22 protein-coding genes are annotated in these 24,848 nt (G+C 47.6%); 6 read left to right on the forward strand and 16 right to left on the reverse strand.

What is annotated here, in order from left to right; all coding sequences use genetic code 11:
- Nucleotides 1-81: 81 nt before the first annotated feature.
- The 9 genes from sthA to IDZ20_RS10585 form a co-directional block, all read right to left on the reverse strand.
- The gene (sthA, locus tag IDZ20_RS10545) at nucleotides 82-1,482 is read right to left on the reverse strand and encodes a Si-specific NAD(P)(+) transhydrogenase (protein ID WP_188151403.1); all 1,401 of its coding nucleotides are present in this window, start codon (nucleotides 1,480-1,482) and stop codon (nucleotides 82-84) included.
- 67 nt (nucleotides 1,483-1,549) lie between these two features.
- Complete coding sequence (gene nqrM, locus IDZ20_RS10550; protein WP_188151404.1) at nucleotides 1,550-1,804, reverse strand: (Na+)-NQR maturation NqrM; 255 nt, start codon at nucleotides 1,802-1,804, stop codon at nucleotides 1,550-1,552.
- Nucleotides 1,805-1,817: 13 nt separating this feature from the next.
- Entirely contained in the window at nucleotides 1,818-2,747 is a 930-nt protein-coding gene (locus tag IDZ20_RS10555; RefSeq protein WP_245792253.1) for an FAD:protein FMN transferase, read from the reverse strand.
- Between the two features lie 186 nt (nucleotides 2,748-2,933).
- Nucleotides 2,934-4,157 (reverse strand): NADH:ubiquinone reductase (Na(+)-transporting) subunit F, encoded by a 1,224-nt coding sequence (nqrF, locus tag IDZ20_RS10560; RefSeq protein WP_188151405.1) that lies wholly within the window; start codon nucleotides 4,155-4,157, stop codon nucleotides 2,934-2,936.
- Between the two features lie 21 nt (nucleotides 4,158-4,178).
- On the reverse strand, nucleotides 4,179-4,787 hold the full coding sequence (gene nqrE / locus IDZ20_RS10565; protein ID WP_188151406.1) for an NADH:ubiquinone reductase (Na(+)-transporting) subunit E: 609 nt from the start codon (nucleotides 4,785-4,787) through the stop codon (nucleotides 4,179-4,181).
- Nucleotides 4,787-5,446 carry an NADH:ubiquinone reductase (Na(+)-transporting) subunit D gene (locus IDZ20_RS10570; protein ID WP_188151407.1) on the reverse strand — a complete coding sequence of 220 codons (660 nt, stop codon included), beginning with the start codon at nucleotides 5,444-5,446 and terminating at the stop codon, nucleotides 4,787-4,789. Before IDZ20_RS10570 ends, nqrE begins: the two co-directional genes overlap by 1 nt.
- A 3-nt stretch (nucleotides 5,447-5,449) precedes the next feature.
- Nucleotides 5,450-6,223, reverse strand: coding sequence for a Na(+)-translocating NADH-quinone reductase subunit C (locus tag IDZ20_RS10575; RefSeq protein WP_188151408.1), 774 nt, complete (start codon nucleotides 6,221-6,223; stop codon nucleotides 5,450-5,452).
- Complete coding sequence (locus IDZ20_RS10580) at nucleotides 6,216-7,421, reverse strand: NADH:ubiquinone reductase (Na(+)-transporting) subunit B (protein ID WP_188151409.1); 1,206 nt, start codon at nucleotides 7,419-7,421, stop codon at nucleotides 6,216-6,218. The genes IDZ20_RS10575 and IDZ20_RS10580 overlap by 8 nt, the downstream gene beginning before the upstream one ends.
- Before the next feature lie 3 nt (nucleotides 7,422-7,424).
- On the reverse strand, nucleotides 7,425-8,768 hold the full coding sequence (locus tag IDZ20_RS10585) for a Na(+)-translocating NADH-quinone reductase subunit A (RefSeq protein ID WP_188151410.1): 1,344 nt from the start codon (nucleotides 8,766-8,768) through the stop codon (nucleotides 7,425-7,427).
- A 517-nt stretch (nucleotides 8,769-9,285) separates the two neighbouring features.
- On the opposite strand from IDZ20_RS10585, the gene mfd reads away from it, so the two are divergent.
- Both mfd and IDZ20_RS10595 read left to right on the forward strand, forming a co-directional pair.
- A complete protein-coding gene (gene mfd, locus IDZ20_RS10590) occupies nucleotides 9,286-12,789 on the forward strand; it encodes a transcription-repair coupling factor (protein ID WP_245792254.1) in 3,504 nt (1,167 codons plus the stop codon).
- Complete coding sequence (locus IDZ20_RS10595) at nucleotides 12,786-13,853, forward strand: CsiV family protein (protein ID WP_188151411.1); 1,068 nt, start codon at nucleotides 12,786-12,788, stop codon at nucleotides 13,851-13,853. The genes mfd and IDZ20_RS10595 overlap by 4 nt, the downstream gene beginning before the upstream one ends.
- A gap of 144 nt (nucleotides 13,854-13,997) precedes the next feature.
- Here the strand turns inward: IDZ20_RS10595 and IDZ20_RS10600 are convergent, their stop codons facing one another.
- The 3 genes from IDZ20_RS10600 to nagZ form a co-directional block, all read right to left on the reverse strand.
- Nucleotides 13,998-14,210, reverse strand: coding sequence for a cold-shock protein (locus tag IDZ20_RS10600; protein ID WP_188151412.1), 213 nt, complete (start codon nucleotides 14,208-14,210; stop codon nucleotides 13,998-14,000).
- 307 nt (nucleotides 14,211-14,517) lie between these two features.
- On the reverse strand, nucleotides 14,518-15,642 hold the full coding sequence (locus IDZ20_RS10605) for a mechanosensitive ion channel family protein (protein WP_188151413.1): 1,125 nt from the start codon (nucleotides 15,640-15,642) through the stop codon (nucleotides 14,518-14,520).
- Nucleotides 15,643-15,675: 33 nt separating this feature from the next.
- Nucleotides 15,676-16,734: a beta-N-acetylhexosaminidase gene (nagZ, locus tag IDZ20_RS10610; RefSeq protein WP_245792256.1), complete on the reverse strand. Its 1,059-nt coding sequence runs from the start codon at nucleotides 16,732-16,734 to the stop codon at nucleotides 15,676-15,678.
- A 498-nt stretch (nucleotides 16,735-17,232) separates the two neighbouring features.
- On the opposite strand from nagZ, the gene IDZ20_RS10615 reads away from it, so the two are divergent.
- The 3 genes from IDZ20_RS10615 (at nucleotide 17,233) to IDZ20_RS10625 (ending at nucleotide 19,036) form a co-directional block, all read left to right on the forward strand.
- On the forward strand, nucleotides 17,233-17,553 hold the full coding sequence (locus IDZ20_RS10615; RefSeq protein WP_188151414.1) for a DUF6763 family protein: 321 nt from the start codon (nucleotides 17,233-17,235) through the stop codon (nucleotides 17,551-17,553).
- A 428-nt stretch (nucleotides 17,554-17,981) separates the two neighbouring features.
- On the forward strand, nucleotides 17,982-18,590 hold the full coding sequence (gene lexA, locus IDZ20_RS10620) for a transcriptional repressor LexA (protein WP_188151415.1): 609 nt from the start codon (nucleotides 17,982-17,984) through the stop codon (nucleotides 18,588-18,590).
- On the forward strand, nucleotides 18,590-19,036 hold the full coding sequence (locus tag IDZ20_RS10625; RefSeq protein WP_188151416.1) for a cell division inhibitor SulA: 447 nt from the start codon (nucleotides 18,590-18,592) through the stop codon (nucleotides 19,034-19,036). The genes lexA and IDZ20_RS10625 overlap by 1 nt, the downstream gene beginning before the upstream one ends.
- 40 nt (nucleotides 19,037-19,076) lie before the next feature.
- On the opposite strand, the gene IDZ20_RS10630 is transcribed toward IDZ20_RS10625, so the two are convergent.
- From IDZ20_RS10630 to topA, 3 genes are all read right to left on the reverse strand, one after another.
- Nucleotides 19,077-19,316, reverse strand: coding sequence for a hypothetical protein (locus IDZ20_RS10630; protein ID WP_188151417.1), 240 nt, complete (start codon nucleotides 19,314-19,316; stop codon nucleotides 19,077-19,079).
- A gap of 324 nt (nucleotides 19,317-19,640) precedes the next feature.
- Nucleotides 19,641-20,264, reverse strand: coding sequence for a hypothetical protein (locus tag IDZ20_RS10635; protein WP_188151418.1), 624 nt, complete (start codon nucleotides 20,262-20,264; stop codon nucleotides 19,641-19,643).
- An 8-nt stretch (nucleotides 20,265-20,272) separates the two neighbouring features.
- Nucleotides 20,273-23,011 carry a type I DNA topoisomerase gene (gene topA / locus IDZ20_RS10640; protein ID WP_188151419.1) on the reverse strand — a complete coding sequence of 913 codons (2,739 nt, stop codon included), beginning with the start codon at nucleotides 23,009-23,011 and terminating at the stop codon, nucleotides 20,273-20,275.
- A 325-nt stretch (nucleotides 23,012-23,336) separates the two neighbouring features.
- Between topA and IDZ20_RS10645 the strand changes: the two genes are divergently transcribed.
- Nucleotides 23,337-24,098, forward strand: coding sequence for a hypothetical protein (locus tag IDZ20_RS10645; protein ID WP_245792258.1), 762 nt, complete (start codon nucleotides 23,337-23,339; stop codon nucleotides 24,096-24,098).
- A 29-nt stretch (nucleotides 24,099-24,127) separates the two neighbouring features.
- On the opposite strand, the gene IDZ20_RS10650 is transcribed toward IDZ20_RS10645, so the two are convergent.
- Nucleotides 24,128-24,709 (reverse strand): hypothetical protein, encoded by a 582-nt coding sequence (locus IDZ20_RS10650; RefSeq protein WP_188151420.1) that lies wholly within the window; start codon nucleotides 24,707-24,709, stop codon nucleotides 24,128-24,130.
- Nucleotides 24,710-24,848 lie beyond the last annotated feature (139 nt).

Below are 24,848 nucleotides of genomic sequence, written 5' to 3' on the forward strand. Positions count from 1 at the left end.
ATACGCCAGCAAGGATAGAGCGAGGAGATCATGCAGAAATCACGAAATTATAAAATTTCTATCACGAAAACGGTGAGTAACTCAACGCATTCGCATAAGTCGATTGATGCCATTCAGGGCGGCTATACGGTAGGCCTCGGCCATTGTCGGATAATTAAAGGTGCTGTTCACAAAATAATCGATAGTATTAGCGCCTTCTGCTTGCTGCATAATCGCTTGACCGATATGAATAATTTCTGAGGCTTCGGCACCAAAACAATGAATCCCCAAAATTTCTCGGGTTTGATTGTGAAAAAGAAGCTTGAGCATCCCCTCGTCTTCGCCACTAATTTGGCCGCGTGCAGTATCTTTAAAAAATGCGCGGCCAACTTCGTAGGGAACTTTAGCAGCCGTTAACTCTGACTCGGTTTTACCGACAGAACTAATTTCTGGAATAGTATAAATACCGGTGGGAGCGTCCTCAACAAAGCGCACCTCGCGACCCAAAATAGCATCAACCACTGAACGCCCTTGATCGAAGGATGCGCTTGCCAAACTCGGCCAACCAATAACATCTCCGGCGGCGTAGATATTCGGTGTTTCAGTACGATAAGACTGGTCAACTTTCAGTTGCCCACGAGAATCTGCCGCCAAACCTACGGCCTCAAGGTTTAAAGCATCGGTATTACCGCTGCGGCCATTGCTCCACAATAATGCATCGGCGCTAATATGCTTACCTGAACGTAAATGAACGGTCACGCCCTTATCGGAGTACTCTGCATTTTCAAATATTTCGCTATGCCGAACCATGACGCCACTGCTACGCAAATGATAACTAAGCGCATCACTAATTTCGTCATCCAAGAATGAGAGCAAACGGTCGCGGCTATTAATTAAATCGACCTTTAGACCAAGGCCTGCAAATATCGACGCGTACTCGCAACCTATTACGCCAGCGCCAAAAATCACAATGGTGCTAGGAGTAGTATTCATTTGCAAAATAGTATCGCTATCAAAAACACGTGGGTGATTAAAGTCGATATTACTTGGCCGGTAAGGACGAGAACCCGTTGCGACTAAGATGTTTTCCGCCGTAACGCGATCTTTTAGGCCGTGAGGACCCGCGATCTCTACTTCATTTTTATTAACGAAGTGTGCGAAGCCATTGAAAATAGGTATTTTATTGCGAATAAAATATTCTGAATGGAGCTCTACCTGCTTCGGGATAATGTCATTAACCGCCGCGAGGATTTGCGGATAATTCAACTCTTGATGCAACATCATTCGCTTGGCAAAAGGCTGATTCGACATGCGAATCGCTTGCTTCACTGCATTACGAAGCGCTTTCGATGGAATTGTGCCCTTGTGTGCACAGTTGCCGCCAAGGCTTGCCTGACCGTCAACCACCGCCACGCGAAGGTTATTCTTTTTTGCTGATATAGCTGCGGACTCTCCAGCAGGGCCTGCACCAATTACGAGTAAATCATACTGAAAATTAGCCATCGAGAATCCGTGCTCCTAAATAAAAAATTACGCCGCTGTTAAACAGCTGAGACCAACACAGTCACAGCTAAAACTCTTTGCTCGCATCATAGCTGAGAGAATCTGCTTTGCTTTTAGCGCTTTCGGTATTTGCATCTTTACGCTGTTGTTCTTCGTCGCATTTCGCCGTATCCCCACCACAAATATCACACGCCTTGTCGATACCCAATGCAGACATTCCGCCGCAAGAGCCTTTAATCGGCTTGTTGGCAAAGATGACACCGACCGACATGCCAATAATGACTAAGCCTAATATCAAGAACGCTAGCAAAAATGTTGTCATAATTTATACCTCTTTAATCGTCTATACCCGATAAATACTGCTCGAATTGAGCTGTATATTTGGCCGTAAAGGCCTCGTCTTCTCGTACTAAAAAATATGCAGCTATGTTCTCTTTAAGCGCGAAATCATAACCTTTAACCGGCCCCATCACATTTAGTGCTGTAGCCATAGCATCCGCTTCGGCACTGTTATTTGCCACTACCGTTACCGATGCTAGGTTGTGTGTAATGGGCGCTGCAGTTGCCGGATCGATCGTGTGGGAAAATCGTTCACCATCAATTTCAAAATAGTTGCGGTAATCACCCGACGTCGCAATTCCACCGGCTTCAATTGAAATCGCTTGTGCTACACCAGTCTGCGCCAAACTTGGCTGCTCCACCCCAATTCGCCACGGCTTGCCTCTTGGACTGACACCGGCCACATGCAGTTCCCCGCCCACTTCGATCATGTAGTTGGCAATTCCACGATTTAGCAATAGGCCGGCAATTTCATCGGCGCCAGCACCTTTAGCAATCGCGGAAAGGTCGATATAAACAGCGCGGCTTTTTCTAACCGCATAGGTGTCGATTTCAAGTTCAACAAACCGAAACCCAACATTTTGTCTGGCTGCTGCGACTTGTTCGGCACTCGGCTGCTTTTCTTCACGCTCTTCTGGGCCAAAACCCCAGAGATTAACAATCGGTCCAACAGTGGTATCAAATGAACCCTTGGTGCGAATACTAATTTGGTGGCTAAGGTTAAGGATATCAAAGAGTTTAGGCGATACCACAACCGCTGCATTAACCGGAGCCTTGTTAAGCCGGGATAACTCAGAGTCTGGAATATAGGTCGACATCACTTGGTTAAAATCAGATAACAGCTCATCAACATCGCGCTTAAGCCGCGCCGGATCAATTACCGGCTTAGCATCGGCAACCACCGTAATATGATAGGTAGTACCCATAGTACGGCCTTCGATACGAACAACCTGGGGTACTGTGTTTCGCTCACAACCCGCCCCTAAAAAAAAGCAAAGCGAGACTAGTATTACCAGCCTCGCTTTTAGGGATAGGATTGCTCGCAGACGTTCGAATAACCAAGTCGACGTTGCAAGTAGTCTAGTCACTTAATATCAATCCTGTTTCCGTTATTAACCGCCGAAGTCATCTAGCATAATGTTTTCATCTTCAACGCCGAGGTCTTTCAACATCTTAATAACGGCTTGGTTCATCATCGGCGGCCCGCACATATAGAACTCACAGTCTTCCGGTGCTGGGTGGTCTTTTAGGTAATTTTCCAACAACACGTTGTGAATAAAACCTGTTTTACCTTCCCAATTATCTTCAGGCTGAGGGTCCGACAATGCTATGTGCCATTCGAAGTTGTCGTTCTCGGCGGCAAGCATGTCGTAATCTTCTTTGTAGAAGAGTTCACGAAGTGAGCGAGCACCATACCAAAACGACATCTTGCGATCGCTCTTTAAACGTCGTAACTGGTCAAAGATGTGAGAACGCATAGGCGCCATACCCGCACCACCACCAATAAATACCATTTCTGCATCGGTATCCTTGGCGAAGAACTCTCCAAAGGGACCGTACACGGTCATTTTGTCGCCAGGCTTCAAATTAAATACGTATGACGACATTTGCCCAGGCGGTAACCCTTGCGTGCGCGGTGGCGGTGTAGCAATACGAATATTAAACTTAACCAAGCCACGCTCTTCAGGATAATTCGCCATGGAGTAAGCGCGAATAACTGGCTCTTCAACTTTTGATTCCATCTTGAAAAAACCAAAATGTTCCCAGTCGCCACGGTACTCTTCTTCAATCTCAAAATCAGAAAACTTAACGTGATGCGGTGGGCACTCTAACTGAACGTAACCACCTGCACGGAAGTCGACATTTTCACCTTCTGGCAGCTTTAAGGTTAGCTCCTTAATAAAGGTGGCAACATTGGGGTTAGATACAACCTCACACTCCCACTGCTTAACGCCGAACACTTCCTCATCAATTTCGATTTTCATGTCTTGCTTTACAGGAACCTGACAGCTAAGTCTCCAACCTTCACGCTCTTCTCGGCGATTGAAATGAGACTCTTCCGTTGGCAGCATAGAGCCGCCACCTTCACTGACCAAACATTTACACTGCGCACAGGTTCCGCCACCACCACAAGCTGAGGCTAGAAACAAATTGTTCGCCGCTAAGGTTTGCAGCAGTTTTCCACCGGCAGGAACAGAGATTGTTTTTTCTCCGTTAATTTCGATTGTCACATCACCAGCATTCACCAACTGAGCGCGGGCGCTGAGAATTACAGCCACCAACACCAAGACGATGACGGTGAACATGACAACACCTAATATAATTTCTATGTTCATGTTCTATTTGTTCCTCGCTGATTAAAGATCAATGCCGCCAAAAGACATAAACCCAAGAGACATCAAGCCGACGGTGATAAAGGTAATGCCCAAGCCTTGCAGCCCGTCTGGAACATCACTGTACTTCATCTTTTCTCGAATACCGGCCAGCGCTGTAATTGCGAGCGCCCAGCCAACACCTGAACCCACACCAAAAACAACACTTTCGCTAAAATCGTAGTCGCGCTCCACCATCAACAGAGAACCACCCATGATTGCGCAGTTAACCGTAATCAGCGGCAAGAACACACCCAAAGCGTTGTAAAGCGAAGGCACATACTTATCGAGGAACATTTCCAAAATCTGCACTAATGCGGCAATAACACCGATATAGCTAATCAGACCGAGAAAGCTCAAATCAACTTCGGGTAAGCCTGCCCAAGCAAGTGCACCATTAGAAAGAACGTAAGTATAAAGCAGGTTGTTAATAGGTACGGTTACCGCTTGAACCACGATTACGGCGATACCCAAACCAATGGCAGCTTCAACTTTTTTGGACAAAGCCAAAAAGGTACACATACCCAAAAAGAAAGCTAACGCCATATTTTGAATAAATATGGAGCGTACAAATAAACTAATTAACTCTTCCATTACACAGCCTCCCTTGCCACTGTATTAGGAGCGATTTTGAAATCGGGTGCTTCTACTTGCGATTTCTTATAGGAGCGTAGCGCCCAAATAAATAACCCGATAAGGAAGAATGCACTAGGCGGTAGTAGCAGCATGCCGTTAGGTACATACCAGCCGCCGTTGTTTACAGTTTGCATGATTTCGATACCAAACAAGCTGCCGGAACCAAATAGTTCACGAATCACGGCAAGCCCAAGCAGCATCGCGCTATAGCCTAAACCATTCCCAATACCGTCAAAGAAGCTCGGCATAGGGGGGTTTTTCATAGCAAAGGCTTCGGCACGACCCATCACGATACAGTTGGTGATGATCAAGCCCACAAATACCGAAAGTTGCTTACTAATATCGTAAGCAACGGCTTTTAGTACTTGGTCAACAACAATTACCAAAGACGCAATAATCGTCATCTGCGCGATAATACGGATACTACTGGGAATGTGGTTACGGACTAAGGAAACGAAGAAGTTTGAAAACCCCGTTACCAAGGTAAGAGCGATACACATTACTATGGTAACGCGCATGCTACTGGTCACCGCCAAGGCGGAACAGATTCCAAGAATCTGCAAAGCAATGGGGTTATTTTCCAGAATTGGTTTAAATAACAGCTCTTTAGCTTTCATGAATTAAGCCTCCCCCGCTTTGAGGTTATTAAGGAATTGAGCGTAACCATTTTCACCCAACCAAAATTTCATCATGTTATCCACGCCCACACTGGTAAGTGTTGCGCCGGAAAGTCCATCCACTTTGTATTCCGCGCCAGGTGCACCTTTAACAACAGCACCTTTGATAACCTCAATGCCGACTGAACCGTCTGTGGCATATAACTTTTTGCCGATCCACGAACTTTTCCAGCGCGGGTTATCAACTTCAGCGCCGAGTCCCGGAGTTTCTTGGTGCTCGTAGTAACCTAAACCAACAACGGTATTAGCATCGGCCGCAACCGCAAGGAAACCATAGAGCGTACCCCAAAGACCGTAGCCCTTAATTGGCAGAATTACGGTTTGTAATTGACCGTTATCGCGTACCAAGTAGACCTTGGAATATTTCTCACGACGAGAAATGTTAGCGATATCATCTTCTGTAGATAAAACGTCTGACAAGGATGGATCTTTTGCTGCTTTACGCTGGTCGAAACTTTTTACGCCAACCGCATCGGTAAATTTACCGGTCTCTAAATCGACGATGCGCGTTTCGATTTTATCGAACGCTTGCTGAATGTCCATGCCATCTTCATAGAGCCCAGCCGCCAACAAAATATTGCGGTTGAAATCTTTAAGCTTGTTAGCATCCTGTAGAGGTCTGAGCAAAACAGCGGCTGTTGATACCACTACGGAACAGACGATACAAAGTAATACCGCGACCGTAATAGTCTTTTTAATCGAGTCGTTACTAGCCACGCGCTAACCTCCGTTTGATATTGGATTGAACAACAAAGTGGTCGATTAATGGCGCGAACAAGTTAGCGAATAAAATTGCCAACATCATACCTTCTGGGAAGGCGGGGTTAACGACACGAATCGTAATCACCATAAAACCGATTAATGCGCCAAACCACCATTTTCCGGCATTTGTCATGGATGCAGAGACTGGATCGGTGGCCATAAAAAATAGACCGAACGCGTATCCGCCCAATACAAAGTGCCACCAGAAAGGCATGGCAAACATTGGATTGGTTTCGGGATTACCGAAGTGGTTATAAACCATAGTGGTGACGATAGTACCTAGTACCACGCCGACCACAATTCGGTAGGAGGCAATACTGCTGCCAACCAAAATCAGGCCGCCAATCAAAATAGCGATTGTAGATGTTTCGCCGATCGAACCCGGTATTTTACCGATAAACGCATCCATCCAAGTCATTTGCTGGGTAAGCACGTCCATTCCCTGCTGTGCGGCAACCGACAGCGCCGTTGCGCCGGTGTAGCCATCAACAGCAGTCCAAACGGCATCACCCGACATATAAGACGGGAACGCGAAGAACAAAAACGCGCGTCCGGCCAAGGCTGGGTTGAGGAAGTTTTTGCCGGTTCCGCCAAATACTTCTTTACCGAGTACCACACCGAAGCTAATACCAAGCGCCGCTTGCCATAGTGGTAAATCTGGGGGGCAAATAAGTGCAAACAAAATCGAAGTAACGAAAAAGCCTTCGTTAATTTCGTGGCCGCGCTTCATTGCAAACAAAACTTCCCAGAAACCACCAACGATAAATACCGTCATATAGATAGGTACGAAGAAAGCTGCACCAAAAATCAGGTTATCCCAGATACTACCGGCATCGTGACCAGCGAGCAGGCCAATCAATGCTCCGCGCCAGCCTTCGATTGATGCGACATCCATTGTTGCAAGTGCGGTATTAGCTTGCCAACCAAGGTTGTACATACCGTAAAACATTGCCGGGAAAACACACATCCACACCGTGATCATGACACGTTTTAGATCGATGCCGTCGCGTACATGCGCGGTCGTTTTAGTGACATCATTAGGCTGGAATAAACCAGTATCAACAGCTTCGTAAAGCGAATACCAGCTCTCCAACTTGCCACCCTTATGAAAATGAGGCTCAAGGCTGTCGAACATATTACGTAGAAGTTTCATCTATTAACCCTCCTTCTCGATACGCGTGAGGTTATCGCGAAGAATGGGGCCGTATTCGTATTTGCCAGAGCAAATAAACGTACACAAGGCCAAGTCCTCTTCATCCAATTCCAAACAACCTAATTTTTGAGCTGTTTCTGTATCACCAACGATAAGCGCACGTAATAATTGCGTTGGCAGAATATCTAGTGGCATAACTTTCTCGTAGGCGCCTATCGGGACCATTGCACGCTCGCTACCGTTAGCTGAGGTGGTAAACGAGAATTTTTTGCCGCCCAGCAATTTAGAGATATAGATAGGCAATGCAGAGAAGCGGTTAAAACCCGGCACAAAGTAATGCAAGAAAGGACGCTCGCGGCCTTCGCTCAAAATACTGACCTGAGTGTGATACCTACCAAGATACGCAACTGCGCCGGATGTGGTTCTACCGCCAAACACGGAACCGGAAATGACGCGGTTATCCGCGCCGTCTGCCGCACCTGCAGTAAGCTCATCCAAGCTGGCGCCAACTCGAGTGCGCAGTAAGCGTGGATCGTTTACGACTGGGCCAGCCAGAGATACAACGCGATCGGTGTTCAGCTCACCTTGGGTGAATAGCGCACCCACTGCAATAACATCTTGGTAGCCAATGGTCCAAGCGACCTTAGCCAAGCTAACGGGGGCAAGAAAATGGATTTGTGTGCCGACATTGCCCGCTGGATGAACACCAGAGAAGGTTTCGAAGACTACATTCGAAAGCGAGCCGCTGGCGATATTAACGCCCTCAGCATGACTTACGAAAACCTTACCGTCGGTCAAACGCGACAAGGCAGCCAAACCGTTCTGGAAGTTTTCAGCTTGTTCGGCGATTACGATAGCGGGATCAGCCGCCAACGGATTAGTGTCCATCGCGCTGACAAAAATGTTCACAGGCGCAGTGTTAACCGCGGGGACCTTACTGTAGGGACGGGTACGCAAAGCTGTCCATAATCCGGATTGCACCAAATTGTCGACGACTTTATCGCGCTCGAGATTGCCAAGCTCTACCGCTGGGTAGCTAGCAAACTTTTCAGCCTCATCGCCTTCTACATCGATAACAACCGACTGCAATACGCGCTGATGGCCGCGATTGATCGCCGCAACAGTACCGCCGGCAGGCGCTGTGTAGCGCACACCTTCGGTCTTTTTGTCGGTAAACAATAGCTGACCTTTTTTGACCTTATCGCCAACCTGCACAGCCATGGTGGGTTTCATACCGTGGTAATCGAAACCAATCACTGCAACAGATCGAATCTTCGGGCCATCTTCTATGGATTGCCGGGGTGAACCGGTGATAGGTAAATCCAATCCTCGACGGATCTTGATCATACGTCTTAGCCTAATTGAAATTTAAATGGGTTGAGTTTTTAAAAAGTTAAAGTGTGAAAAAGTAATTCTTGTGCCGCACAACGTACGCCTTCGCAATCTTCTAACGTACGACCTGTTGTGCCACAACCAATAAAACTATGCGTGCCACGGCAAATAAATATAAATGCGCCACGCCCTAAATAAATACGTCGCATCCAGCAGAGCATAGTCCAAACTGAACAAATTTTAAGCTCTTTCGCTTATATAGAGAGCTGTCCCGCTCTTCTGACGACTCATCGAGTGTGAGCCACATAAAAAATCGCGCCAATTATAGTGATCAGCGCGCACTAACGCTAGGGGTGCTCCCAAAAAAACGGGAATAACCTATTGTTTTAACGACAATAATTCCTATTTACGTAGCCCTAGTGCAACACGCCGGCACGCAAATATGCAATATAAGTCGAAAGACCCTATCCAACTCGGCACTTACCTGTCCCGATCACACAAACATCGTTAGAATACGCGCCTGCTAAATTTTATGAACCAAGCTTATATGACATCACCGCAACTCGACCCCTTTAACCCCCCTATTCCCACAAAAGCGGGAGACAAACGTCAATGGGGAAACCTGTTTGAACTTACCGGTGCAGGCCTTGGCATTGCCTATAGTTTGGCTAAAGCCCAGCGCAGCAGCCTAGTGGTAGCACCAAGTGTAGCCGTAGCCGAACGACTTGAACGAGACATTCGCCATTTTTTAAAGGGGTTGAACAGTAGCCTTAACGTGATGCTCTTTAACGACTGGGAAACCCTGCCCTATGACAGTTTTTCCCCACATCAGGACATAACCTCTGAACGCATGCGATGTTTATACAACATGCATACCACATCGCCCTGCGTGGTTATTGCCGCAGCGACCAGCATGATGCAGCGCTTGCCTCCGGTAAACTATCTGGTCACTAACAGCCTGATACTGAAGCTTGGCGCTAGCCTAGATCGCGAGCTGTTTCGAAATCAGCTGGTCTCGGCCGGATATACAAGTGTCGACACGGTGTATCAACATGGAGAATTCGCGGTGCGCGGCTCTCTTATCGATGTTTACCCCATGGGCAGTCGCGCCGCCTATCGAATAGAGCTGTTTGACAACGAAGTTGAATCGCTGCGCGAGTTTGACCCAGAAACACAGCGAACAGTGGAAAAAGTTGAATCTATTGAGCTATTGCCCGGCCGCGAATACCCGCTAGACAAAATCGGTATATCTCACTTTAAAGGTGAGTGGCACCAAACTTTTGACGTTGATCACACCAACTGCCCAGTCTATCAAGACGTCTTGTCCGGCTTGGCGCCCGCCGGCGTCGAGTATTACTTACCGCTTTTCTTTAATGAAACGGCAACCCTATTCAACTATTTACCCGAGGGCGACGACACTAGCCTAGTGTTTATTTGCGAAGGCGTACACGAGGCGATTGAGAGCTTCTGGCGAGACCTAGAACAACGCTACGAAAGTCGCCGCGGTGACCGCCAGCGCCCAATTTTGCCTCCCCACCGTGCATTCCATACGGTGGATGTAATTTTTGGCGCGCTCAAGAATTACCCGAGAGTAGACCTGTGCCTGTCAGCTCAAGAACAGAAGCCTAGTGCGGTTAACTTTCCGTTTACAGCGCCACCGGCACTGGCCATTGATAGCCGCGCAACCAACCCTCTCCACCTACTTGAACACTTCCTTATCTCAACAGATAAGCGCGTATTAATTTGTGCTGAGTCATCCGGACGCAAAGAAACGATCAAAGAGCTGCTCAGTCGCATCTCGATCACGGCGAGCGAAATTAAGGATATTCACAGCTTTATCACCGGCGAACAGGATATAGCGATTACCGTTGCCAATATTGAAAACTCGGTTAATCTGCAAATGCCGGGATTGATGATCATTGCCGAGCAGCAATTGTTTGGTAATCGCGTCCAGCAGCGGCGCAGACGCCAAAAAGCCGCGGCAGAAGACGCTGAAAACGTCATTAAGAATCTAACCGAACTTAAATTACACGCCCCGGTAGTGCATATCGAGCACGGGGTTGGCCGTTATCAAGGCTTACAAACCATCGAACACGGCGGCCAAATTGACGAGTTTTTAGTGCTCTCCTACGCCAACGACACCAAACTCTATGTTCCCGTGGCGAGCCTACACTTAATTAGCCGTTATTCCGGCGGTGAAGAAGATTTAGCTCCTCTACACAAACTCGGCAATGACACCTGGGCAAAAGCCAAACGTAAAGCTGCGGAACAAATTCGCGACGTCGCCGCAGAATTGCTAAACATTTACGCCAAACGTAAGGCGCGTAAGGGCTTTGCCTACACCGACCCAACCGAGGCCTACCGCCAGTTTAGTGCGGCATTTCCCTACGAAGAGACCGATGATCAGGAAACGGCCATCAGTGCGGTACGTGACGATATGCTATCGCCGCAACCCATGGATCGCCTAGTTTGTGGCGACGTAGGTTTCGGCAAAACGGAAGTTGCAATGCGCGCCGCGTTTATCGCCGTACAGAACGGTAAACAGGTCGTTGTATTAGTGCCGACCACATTACTCGCACAGCAGCATTACGATAATTTTAAAGATCGCTTTGCCGAGTGGCCGGTGAATATCGAAGTCATATCGCGATTTCGTTCGAACAAAGACATCGAAGCGGTACAGGCGCGCTTGGAGTCCGGTCAGGTTGATCTTGTAATCGGCACTCACAAGCTGATTCAGGGCAATATGAAATACGCCAATTTAGGCCTGCTGATTATCGATGAAGAGCACCGTTTTGGCGTACGTCAAAAAGAAGCCCTAAAAGCGCTGCGCACGGAAGTGGACATCTTAACCCTCACCGCCACGCCCATTCCGCGCACGCTTAATATGTCCATGTCTGGCATCCGCGACCTGTCCATTATTGCCACTCCGCCTGCCAAGCGCCTATCGGTTAAAACCTTCGTGCGAGAAGCCGATGAAAACCTAATCAAAGAAGCGGTATTGCGCGAGATTATGCGCGGCGGGCAGGTTTATATACTTCATAACGAAGTCAAAACCATCGAGCGTCGCGCCACCGAAATTCAGGCGTTGGTTCCCGAAGCTCGAATTGCGATTGGCCACGGGCAAATGCGTGAGCGCGAGCTTGAATCGATAATGACCGATTTCTACCACAAGCGTTTTAATATCTTGATTTGCACCACCATCATCGAAACGGGTATTGATGTTCCCAGTGCAAATACAATTGTTATTGAGCGCGCCGATCGTTTTGGCCTCGCGCAACTACATCAATTACGCGGTCGTGTTGGCCGTAGCCATCACCAAGCCTACGCTTACCTGCTAACCCCCCACAAAAAAGCCATGACCGCCGACGCGCTCAAGCGTTTAGATGCGATCGTAGAGGCGCAAGAGCTTGGCGCTGGCTTTACGCTAGCCTCGCACGACATGGAAATTCGCGGTGCTGGGGAGCTGCTTGGTGACGAGCAGAGCGGGCAAATGCAAGCCATTGGCTTTACCTTGTACATGGAGATGTTAGATCGTGCTGTAAAAGCGATTCAGCGCGGCGGAAGCGTCGACTTTGACTTAGAAAGCAACGACAACATCGATATTAACTTGCGTATTCCTGCATTGATTCCCGATAGTTATTTACCCGATGTACACACCCGCCTGACCCTCTACAAGCGCTTGGCGTCGGTTAAAAACGATGAGCAGCTAAACGACCTGCAAGTGGAAATGATTGACCGCTTTGGGCTATTACACGACTCCACTAAAAACTTAATCCGCTTGACGCGACTTAAGCTCGATGCGGAAGAGTTGGGCCTGACAAAAATCGAGGCCACAGCAGCGAGCGGTCGCATAGAGTTTGCACGCAAAACTAAAGTTGAACCTTTAACAATTGTGAAGCTCGTACAAAAACAACCACAGCACTACCGACTGGTTGGTGCAAACCATTTAAAATTCATGTTTGATATGGAAACTGCTGAAGAACGGCTTAAAGCGGTGCATACAGTGCTAGAACAACTTAAACAGGCTAATTCATGAGCGCAATCCAACACAATTCACCTACCCAGTTTGCCCGTCAAGGCAAACTACAGCTTGGCGTGGCAGCCCTCCTAGCCTCACTTTTTTCTGGCAATATCTACGCGCAAACTGCGGAACAGCCCATTGCAGAAGAAAATTGGTACCAAGTTGAACTAGTTGTCTTTAAACGTGTTGGCGCAAACAGCGATCTACAGCAACAAGAATTATGGCCTCACAATATTACGCTTAGCTATCCGCCGCGCGTGCAATTTTTGACCGATCCAAATAAACCCTCCGATCAAGAAATACTGACTGAGCAGGAATACGATGCGGATGAAAACACTTCGGTCGCGCAAACTTCAGAGCCGAACTCAACACCGGTATTAGATATCGAACAGCCCTATGTCTACCTGAGTGAAGAACACGACATCATTGAAAATCTTGGCCAATTAACCCGACGCCGCGACAACAAAATATTATTTCACCAAACGTGGGCGCAACCGATGCTCGCATTTGACGACGCCCCCGCAATCATAATTCGCGGCGGTGAAACATTTGGTGAGCACTCGGAACTTGAGGGATCAATAATCCTCAGCATAAGCCGCTACCTACACATTCATACAAACTTGTGGTTGACCGACTTTGAACCAAATTATGGCCAACAACCATACGACTGGCCCGCCCTGCCTTTGCTGCCCGTACAGCAAATACCAAGCACACTAGATCAACAAGGCGCGGTAGACGCACAAGAATATTCAGAACCAACTTCATTGGAATTAACGGCGAGTCAAGACTTAACGGGGTTTAATAATTTAACCAATTCCAGCAACGATTTGACTAACTCAGAATTCGACTCGGTCTTCGAGCGCGACAATAGTTACTTTTCCAACTACGCCAATATCACTCAACAGCCCTTCCTTGCGAAGCGCGTGGTAACCTTGACCCAAAAGCGACGCATGCGCAGCAATGAGCTTCACTACATTGACCACCCACTGATGGGTATTGTTATTAAGATGCAGCCCTACACTCCCGCACACCTAAAACCCGAAGAGGACAAGTCAGACCTCTCGGTTACGGCAGAATAGCTGGCGCGATAGGATAATTCGGCTTATAGAATAGCGAGGTTATAATTGTGAATGGAGTTAACTGAGGGGTTCACAACGGCTGAAGCTTACACATACAAAAACATGCCTATATTGAAGCTTGCAACCGTCGGATGGGCAATATGCCTAGATACAGGCGACATCGTCGGCCTGTAGACCTTTATCACCTTCTTGCAGCAAAAACTCTACCTTTTGGCCTTCTGCCAAAGAGCGATAACCTTCACCGCGAATATTTCGATAATGTACAAATATATCGTCTGAATTTTCACCACGAGTAATAAACCCGTAACCTCGTGCATTGTTAAACCATTTGACTGTACCGAGTTCTCGATCTGCCATTCCACACCTCCGTGAATCGTTTCTTATTATGAGACTGATTTTACTGCCAGATCGTTGAGACCTGTCATTTAGAATTGTTATTTATTATTTTACAGTTCTGACGACAACTCGGTACGGTTCAGTAGAGCTTAACAATCTTCAATATAGCGTTCAAATGCTACGATCATCCGCAAACCCGCCAAGAACGGCGAGGCGAACATTATGATAATACTGGGTTAAAGTCTAGGGTGATATTTCACAATCATTAACTAGGCCTCAAAGCTATACCGATAGAAGGCTATTTATTTACCGGGCTAAAGCTACGCGATTAACTTGAACTCTCGCTTGGGGCAATCTCAATTGGCCCCGCGAGATGTAGAGTACTAGTAGGGAAGGCACACTCGGCCTTGTTACGAACAATTACCTCTAATATTTTAAGAAGCACATCTTGTTTGATTTCGTGATATTTAATCCACTGAGTTGTATGGGTAAAACAATATACAAAGAAATCTAGCGAGGATGAGCCAAAGCTGTTGAAATTAACGATAAGTGTATTCTCGGCATCAACTTCTGGATGCTCTCGTAACATTTCCATTACCTCGGTAACGATCGCCGGCAGCTTTTCAGCGTCCTCATAACGAATACCTATGGTTTCGTAAATCCGTCGATTGCTCATTCGAGATGGGTTTTCTACCGAAATTTGCGTAAAAGTAGCGTTAGGTACGTAGAGTGGGCGTTTATCGAAAGTACGAATACGAGTCAAACGCCAACCGATATCCTCGACCGTTCCCTCGATGTTTTTGTCTGGTGACCGCACCCAATCGCCAACAGCGAAGGGGCGATCCAAGTAAATCATCAGGCCACCAAAAAAATTGGCCAGCAAATCTTTCGCAGCGAAACCCACCGCAATACCACCAATACCACCAAACGCCAACACACCGGAGACGCTGTAGCCCATTGATTGTAAGGCGACCAATAATGCGGTTATCACAACTGAGATTCGCAATAACTTACCAAGCGCTAAAGCCGTGGTTTTGTCCATCGGCTTTTCATTAAACTCATCACTGGCTAGATTTTTTTCGGCTTTGGATATAAACCCCGTAAGAAACCAAGCGACCACCACAATCGAACCTACCCGTCGTACGGTCGCAATCAACTCGAGAAGGTCGCCACCGGTTTCACGCTGCGCAATCTCCGCCGCAAAGACAATACCTAGCCCCCAAATAAACCAGGTGCCGGGTCGCTGGAGCGAGCCAACCAATGCGTCATCCCATAGGCTTTTGGTTGATTTCGATTTTACGTATAGTTTTTTCAAAAAACGCTTAAAAACGATACCGGCGAATAAACTGGTAAGCACGCAAATAAAAATTTTAAGAACCCAAAGATTCTCTTTACCCAAAATATCCGTAAGTGCGACGTTGATTAGCGCAAAAAACTCTGCAGCGGTTGACATGAACTCTCCTGTTAAATCTAAAATAGGTAATGCTTAGGTTAGCCAAGCCGATATTTTTTCGCGGGTTTCAAGCCAGCGCGAATGCTGCTGTAAGCTAATCCAATCGAAATGACTTGTGCCACGCATTCGCTCTAAATTCGAACGCGGCACGGTGTCAAAGCGGCGCTCTAATACCGTAATTACCTCGTTCGCTCCATCGCGATTATTGCAAACTAAAACTGAGTCGCAGCCGGCTTCTAATGCCAGTAGAGCACGTGCACCATAACCGCCAACACCAGCAGCCCCCTCCATCGACAAATCATCACTGAATATCACACCATTAAAGCCAATCTGTTGTTTTAAGTAGTCGCACAGCCACCACTTAGAAAAGCCTACCGGCGCAGGATCAACGTCAGGAAATAAAATATGGGCCGGCATAATCCCATCTAAAATACTCGCCAAGTTGCGAAACGGAATAATATCCTTCGCCTCTAGCTCCGCTAAACTACGCCGGTCTATGGGTAGCTCTAAATGGCTATCCGCTTTAATCCCGCCGTGCCCGGGGAAATGTTTTCCAGTGCTCGCCATCCCCGCCTCCCCCATACCTTCTATAAAGGCTTGCGCGTAATCAGTCACGATCACGGGACTGTCAGAGAAGGCTCGGTCGCCGATGATATCGCTAAAATCAGTATCCAAATCGAGCACCGGCGCGAAGCTTATATCAATATCAAATGCCAACAGCTCACTTGCCATAAGCCAGCCAATATCTCGCGCAAGTTGGACCGATTCGCGCTTGGCCTGTATTTCGTCTGCAAAAAAGTGCGTATTCGTACTTAGCTGCGCAATAAGCTGCATCGCCGGCAACCGTGTAAACTGGTGCTTAAAACGTTGTACTCGCCCGCCTTCGTGGTCGACAGCAATAACTAAGTCTTTATTGATCGAACGGATCTGCTTGGTAAGTTCAAGTAATTGATTTTGGTCGCTAAAATTTCGACTAAATAAAATAACGCCACCCACCCACGGGTTGGACAAAATATTACGGTCGCTCTGGTCGAGCACGGTCGACGCGACGTCGATCACTACTGGGCCAAGATAACTATCCTGCTGCACCACGTATTGTTCCTCTTTTAATCTAATTTTTTGCCTTCAACCGAACTATTGGATTTAAAATAGGCGTTTGATATATCCGGCTATTATTTACAAATTTTTGAATATCATTAAACATAAGTAACCTCGACGACTAGAAGTAAGTGAGGTTACGGGGATTCTATTCTGCGCACATTTACATCTCGAATTATTGCGTGGAGCTCTACATTATTATCCTCGAGTGACCGACAACAGGAACAAACAACGCAATACCTTAGTTTAACCTCAGGTGCCGTTAGATTTTTTTAATATTTTAACCGGTGACTCTATACCCGTAATTTTTAAAGGCGTCATCGACAAACCGAGAGATAAAGATTTTAGCTAATAAAATCAGCAACATAAACCATACAGCAAAAAAGCCATGACTCCCGCCTCCAGCTGTGGTAATCCGCCAAAAGCGGTATACGCATTCCAGCCTTAGTGGTAGCTTAAAGTCTCACTTTGGTTGAAGACTGGAGGCCAGATATGGCTAGTATATTTCCTACAGTTGGTAGCTGCTATAAAGACACAACGACTCAACAAACCTTCGAAGTTGTTGCCGTAGATGAAGCCAATGGAGCGATTGAAATCCAATACAACAATGGCGACATCGACGAGTTTGAGCTTGAGTCCTGGGGGTTGATGTCCATCATACCGGTGGCGGCAACCGACGATGCAAACGCTGGCTACAGCAGCTCTTACGAAGATAACTGGGAGAGCGACCCAGCATACATCAACAATGGCTTTAACAGCCCGTTAGAAATGATTGAAGCCGATAGTTTTACTGGATTTGACGATTACATCTAATTCATCCGAGCCGACTTCACCTAAAGCGTAGAGCCAGCCTCGTTTGTTGATGGTGATGGAAACTCAACACAGTGAATCTAAATGAACTAACCTCCTCCCCGTGCTACCGATAAGGATGTCGGCATTCTGCCTGACAAGCCCTTATGGCGTCCAGCAACGTAGTTTTAAAGAGAGAAATGCCTAGACACTTGGCAGCATGACCCTATCGCGAAGCGCCAACCTACTCGCAAACGCTCCAACCGCAACCGCTAGATCTCCTAAGCCCTAACCCGACGCCCGGTCCTTAACAAGCCTTAACGATGCTAATGCGGCTACCCATCCGTCGCATCACATTCGTGCGGGGAGGTTAAGAAAAGACTTGCACGCACCAATGTACTGTATATAATCACATACACTGTATATTTAAACAGACTCATTTGGGGGTCATCGTGATTAAGCTTACCGCGCGGCAGCAACAAATACTCGATCTGATCAAAGATCATATCGACGATACCGGTTACCCGCCTACACGTGCGGAAATTGCCGAGATACTAGGTTTCAAGTCGGCAAACGCCGCTGAAGAGCACCTTAAAGCACTCGCTCGAAAGGGTGCTATTGAGATGGTAGCTGGCGCATCGCGTGGCATTCGATTGCCTGAAACTCAAAGCGGCATACCGCTTGTAGGTAGAGTAGCGGCTGGCTCGCCTATCCTTGCGGAGCAACATATCGAAGAATACTGTGAAATCCCACCGGCGTTCTTTTCTCCTCGCGCCGACTTTTTGCTCACAGTAAGCGGTATGAGTATGCGTGACGCTGGAATATTAGATGGTGACTTAATTGCGGTGCATAGTACTCAACAAGTACGTAACGGCGACATTGTTGTCGCACGCATAGAGGACGAAGTTACCGTTAAGCGCTTCAAGCGTGAACGCAATCGCTCCTTAATCGAACTCTGGCCAGAAAACCCTGACTTCAGCGTCATAGAAGTCGACCTCCGAGATAAGAACTTCGCAATTGAAGGGCTTAGCGTTGGGGTCATTAGACGAGGAAACATCTAATGGAACAAATTAAAATACCGATTTGTGAAGCATCTCTGAACAACACCTCAAGGGCTGATATCACCCGTGATCCAGCCTCAAACCAGAATGCCGGCGTTACTGAGATCGTGCTGTCTCACAATTCAGCCCAGGTTGGCTACGAGCTCGTTTTACCTATGCTCGCCCACCAAAGCCGTAATTGCGAAGATCGCTGGTTCACTTGGGTGGCCCCAGAAAATGTCAGCAAATCACTATTGCAACAGTACGGGTTCGATTTACGAAAGGTACGATTGATCCACACAAAAAGCGATATTGAAACACTTTGGGTATTATGGGACGCCTTACAAAATGGCAATAGCGCAATGGTCGTTGGATCTCTTAGAGAGATTAGCAGTACAGACTGCGCCAAACTGGAAGACGCTGCCTGCCAAGGTGACACCCAAGGATTACTCCTCCGAGTGCGATAGGAAAAGTCATGTAGGCTAAGCGCATAAAGCGAAGGGCAATTTAATGCAGATATTCCTGATCTTCAGGTGCAACCTGCTCGGCCTCATCTGCACCAATGTCTCCAGCGGCTTCTAGTCCGGCCTCGATCATCGCTTTTGCAACGTCAAACTTTGCATCATTTAAAAAATACAAAGATTCTTCAGAAAACCGAATAGACACCAATGGCTCACCATTCTCATCGGCCTTCTGCAAGGCTATTTCGCCATTCGGGAGTTCTATAATTTCATACAAAGTTGACATTCGCCACCACCTTCTTGCCGCCAACAAACCGCATAGCCTACAGTGATTGGTTCGGTCTTAACTTGATATTAATTTAATCTACAAGCGTTAGAGCTATAAATATTATTGCTCTAAGCGTCTAACAGAACAGCATACTTTAATCATGTTTGTTACCGACGAATGCGGCCGATACAACTCACGAAACAGCGATATCCCCGAAACCTAGCGCCAGGGGCGTCACAACAACTTCCGAAGATTTTTAGCCATTCCATTGATTAAAGAGGTGGAGATTCTACCACCTAGCGAGTTAGGCTTCCAGCAAGAGGCAGTAAACGCACAAGACGCTCAATGCTCATAGGCGTGTTCGCGTTGACGACGAATTACTGTTTGCAATTGCGTATAAATAGCAACCAACTGCTCACAGGTTAGGTTAGACCAGTGTGTTGGCGCCGCCACAATAGGCATAGCAGGACTAGCGGTATTGCCGCTAGCTGTAATACCGCTGAATGAAGAGCTACTAGCAATAATCCCGACAGGTAAGTCTTGAGCCGGTGGAGCCGGGTCTACCTGTTCGGACGACTTATCGGCCGTGGGTATTGGCACGATGCAAGTCCGTGCTGCATCGCGCAAACTAACAAGCCAAGTATCCCTCAATATCGCAGGATCAGCACTTTCGCTCCCACGCTTACAAAAACCAAGGATTTCTTTAACACGAAAGTCGAATTGCGCTGCGGCTGAATAATCACTCTGGCCTAGTAAACTATTGAGTGCAGACTCAAGGCTGGCCTCAGCACTCGGCCCGCCGGTAATCTCGGCCAAATAAAAACACATCGCGCGCTCCATTTGCAAAATAGCCGCCTGGCAAAGCCCCAGCTTAAACTGAGGCCGCAGCTCCTGCTTAGCCAAAGCGATCTGAGTTTGGCTAAACAAGAGCTGGCGATCAACTTCACGCGCGTAGTTTGGTTTCATCTAGGGTTTTATTTCACTGTCGTTTTGGCAGCAGCTTTTTTCACGGTAGCTTTTTTAGGTGCAGCTTTTTTTGTGCTCGCTTTTTTCGCCGCAGGCTTTTTAGCTTTGGCTGGCGCTACAGTTTTCGCGGTAATTTTCCAGCTGCCACCTTCATAGTAAGCCTTCCAGCCGGTCGCCTTGCCTTCCACTTCCGTTTGCACGTACTGCTCTTTTGTTTTTCGACTAAAGCGAATAAGACTTTCGTTGCCATCGTCATCCTCTACCGGTGCAGATAGCAAAAATTCGTACTTGGGGTCCAAGACAGCTTTATGTGGTAACAGCTCTTTAACCTTCGGAGCACGTGTTTCACGGTTCTTGGGGAACTGACTCGCCGCTAAAAACAAACCGCTAGCGCCGTCGCGCAAGACATAGTGATCATCCACTTTATCGCAGATGAGTTCTGGCATATCGATAGGGTCCATCTTCGGTGGAGCCGCTTCGCCACTGCGCAACAACTTACGTGTATTTTTACAATCCTCACTGGTACAACCAAAGTATTTGCCGAACCGCCCAGTCTTTAACTGCATTTCAGCACTACATTTATCGCACTCAATGACGGGACCGTCGTAGCCCTTAATTTTAAATACGCCCTGCTCTACCTGATAACCTTCACAGTCTGGGTTGTTGCCACAAATATGTAGTTTGCGAGACTCGTCTAGGAGGTAGCTATCCATCGCCGTGTTACAAACTTTACAACGACGCTTGCTGCGCAATTGTTTAGATTCTGCCTCTTCGTCGTCATCTACGTTGACAACTTCATCACCAGAGACAAGGTTCATGGTGTGCTTACAGCGCTCCTTCGGCGGTAATCCGTAACCCGAACACCCCAGAAATACACCGGTACTGCCTGTGCGAATCTGCATGTGGCGGCCGCAGTTTTGGCAATCGATATTAGTTTCAACCGCCTCATTGCGACGCATTCCACCCTCTGGGCTTTGAGCTGTCTCCAGTTTTTTAGTGAAGTCACCGTAAAACTCATTCAACAGAGCCAACCAATCCTTCTCGCCAGTAGCGACTGTATCCAGCGCCTCCTCCATACTCGCGGTAAAACCGTAGTCCATTAGCTCGCTAAAACTTTCGACTAGGCGCTCGGTAACAATGTCACCCATTTTATTGGAGTAGAACCGACGGTTTTCGACATGTACGTAACCGCGATCTTGTATGGTCGAAATAATCGCTGCGTAGGTCGAGGGGCGACCAATACCGCGTTTTTCGAGTTCTTTTACCAAGCTAGCTTCGGTGTAACGAGCCGGTGGTTTGGTAAAGTGCTGCAGCGCAGCTACTTCATGAAGTTTTAACACTTCACCTACTTTTACATCAGGAAGTAAACCGTCTTCATCTTTCTTCGGTGGTGGCGGTAATACACGCATAAAACCGTCAAACCGAATAACACGACCGCGCGCGCGAAGCTCGTAATCACCGGCATCAACGCGGATGCTACTGGCCGTAAATTCTGCTGGCGTCATCTGACAGGCGACAAACTGCTTCCATATCAAGGTGTAGAGGCGCTCAGCGTCGCGCTCCATGCCCGCAAGCTGTGTTGGCAACCTAGTTACCTCGGAAGGCCGAATGGCTTCGTGAGCCTCTTGTGCGCCTTCTTTACTTGAGTATCGATTCGGCTCCTTCGGCAAATAGCGATCGCCAAACTCGTCCTTAATGTAATCACGACAAGCATTTACCGCTTCAGCACTTAGGTTGGTGGAGTCAGTACGCATGTAAGTGATGTAGCCCGCTTCGTATAAGCGCTGTGCTAACACCATAGTTTTCTTTACGCCAAAACCTAGCCTCGTTGACGCGGCCTGCTGCAGCGTAGATGTAATCAGCGGAGCGCTGGGCTTAGATTTAGTTGGCTTATCTTCACGTTTGCCAACGGTGAAACTTCCAGCCTCAAGGGCCGATTTTGCGGTGAAGGCCTGCAGCTCGTTAACGGGCTTGAAGGCTTCGCCTTTGTAACGACGCACCTCGTAGCGAGCGCGCTCGCCACCACCGGTATCGAGATCGGCTTTAACGTCCCAATACTCTTCCGGCAAAAATGCACGAATTTCATTTTCACGTTCACTGATTAAGCGTACCGCCACAGACTGCACTCGTCCGGCAGACAAGCCGCGGGCGATTTTTTCCCACAGCAACGGCGACACCATGTAGCCAACCACGCGGTCTAGAAACCGCCGCGCCTGCTGTGCGTGTACACGATCGATATCGAGACGACCAGGCTCTTTAAACGCTTCTTGGATTGCTGTTTTTGTAATTTCGTTAAAGACGACGCGATGATAGCGATCGTCATCACCACCAATAGCTTCGCGCAGGTGCCATGCAATAGCCTCCCCTTCACGATCGAGATCCGTCGCGAGAAAGATTTGGTCGGCATCCGCGGCAAGCTTTTGCAATTCAGCGACAACTTTTTCCTTGCCGGGCAAAATCTCGTAACGAGCACTCCAGTTGTTATCTGGGTCTATCCCCATGCGCTTAACAAGTTGCTCGCGCGACTTATTCTTTTTGTAGGTTGCCTTTTCCTCTGGCGACATTTTGCGGGTCAGCGCTGCTTGCTTAGCACGCGCTTTGGCATCGACAGGAGATGTACCTGAGCCACTGGTGGGTAAATCACGGATGTGACCTACACTGGACTTAACCACAAACTGACTGCCTAAGTACTTATTTATCGTTTTAGCCTTGGCAGGTGACTCCACAATTACCAATGATTTCCCCATAGGAACCTTCTTCTTTTATAGGTAGTGGATTTAAGTTACGGCGAAAGGCCACGCTTAGGCAACTTTCCGGCAAGGTGCGCATATATAAGACCTAAGAGTTATTAGGTCAAGGGCAGCTAGATCGGCACTTTAAACAACCTTGAACTAGAAATCACCTCAACCTATTCTATACTTAGCATCACAATGTAACGTTAAGTAGCTGTATTTATTGATTATTATATAAAGTAAATGACTTTATATAGTTTCTCTATAGGCTAGTGTTTATCCACCATTTACGCCAATTTAGGACTAAAATAAATTAAACCAATTTTAGAAAACATGCCCTATGACCAACTTACTATGGCTTTTCGTGATTATCGCTTTTGTATCGCTGATCGTCGTAAGCGCGGCCAACGAACGTCAATCCCGCGCTAGAATCGTGGCGCGAAAACTAGAGCAAATGAAGCGCAAACTATCTGAAATGGAGGAGCTCGTTTTAACCGTAGATACACTCGTAGAATCGCCGACGATTGCGAGAATATTGAACGATGAGGTCGTGGATGTAATTCGTTCGATGGTCAAACTCGACCCTAATAGCCAAGCGATACGCGTCACCCTGGAAGCAAGTGAAGATCGTGCCGAAAGCTTGCGCGCGCCAAACCGAAAACGGGATGTTTACCGGCTGCGTGAAAGCGATGCAAGAGTTGCGCGCGCACGTTACCTGCTCAATGAAGCTGGGCGGATACTGCGTCATCGGCAGGCAAAAGGCAAAATTGAAGTGTCGGAGCTAGAAACCTACATCCGCGACCTATCTTGGGCAAATATGATGGTTGCGGTGGTCAGTCAGGTCGCTCAGGGCCACAAATCCGTAAGTCGCGGCGATGTTCTTAAAGCCTTCGCGTTCTACAAAAAAGCACAACAAATCGCGGTGCAAACCAGTATTGGCGAAGATCGACGCCACAACCTAATTAAGGAGCTAACTGACCTTATGAATGGGCGAATTAAGGTTTTATCTCCCCAATTTATGCCGGAAAACCAGTTCAATCCAAGTCCGTCTAGCAAACCAGCCGCGAGCGACACAACCGCACCTGCTAGCGAGCCCCTCTAGAAGACGGACTCAACACCTAACACCCCCCACTATATTGATTCTACCTTGCGATGGGTCGCTACCACGATATTCAACAGCTCTGTAAGTTTATTATGTAAGTATTTGATCTCACTCGCAATTGATGCATTTCCATCACGATCAAGAGAACCTTCTGTAAGCTCGACAGCTAAGGCTTGCTCGGTCCAGTACAGGCTTGGACCGTAGCCTGTCATCTCAACTGCACGGACGCTCTTTGGCAGTGTAGTTAGCCAATCTAACAGACTATTACTGATCTCTAGTGGTGCTTTTGCGCGATCTTCCCAATCCCAATAATGAGCGAGATGTAATTCATGACTCATGTTACGACGCAGCAGTCGCCAATTGAAGCGAGGCGTATCCTTAATCGTTTTCTTCAATTCCTCGGGCACGGGCAAGCTATACACTGCAATCGAATAGCTATCATGACTACCGACCCCCTCCTTAAGACGTGCCATTCGAACTGACATCCCTGCTGGCAGCGCAGTACCGCGCAGCTGGGTGAGCCGACGCTGACGTGGGGTTGGCCTGATCATCATCACAGGCCCGACCACCATCATTACCACTAACACCATAACGCCGATAAACATCCACATATAAACGACCTAATCCATTGGGGTTATTAATACTGGCACTAATCGCAGCAACACCAGCTAAACAAAATAAAATACCGTAGCCAAAAATAGTGAGAGGCGATTTGCCGTTGGCTTGATCTTAATCCAGCTCACGAGGAAA

Source organism: Teredinibacter waterburyi, from assembly GCF_001922985.1.
Lineage (GTDB): Bacteria > Pseudomonadota > Gammaproteobacteria > Pseudomonadales > Cellvibrionaceae > Teredinibacter > Teredinibacter waterburyi.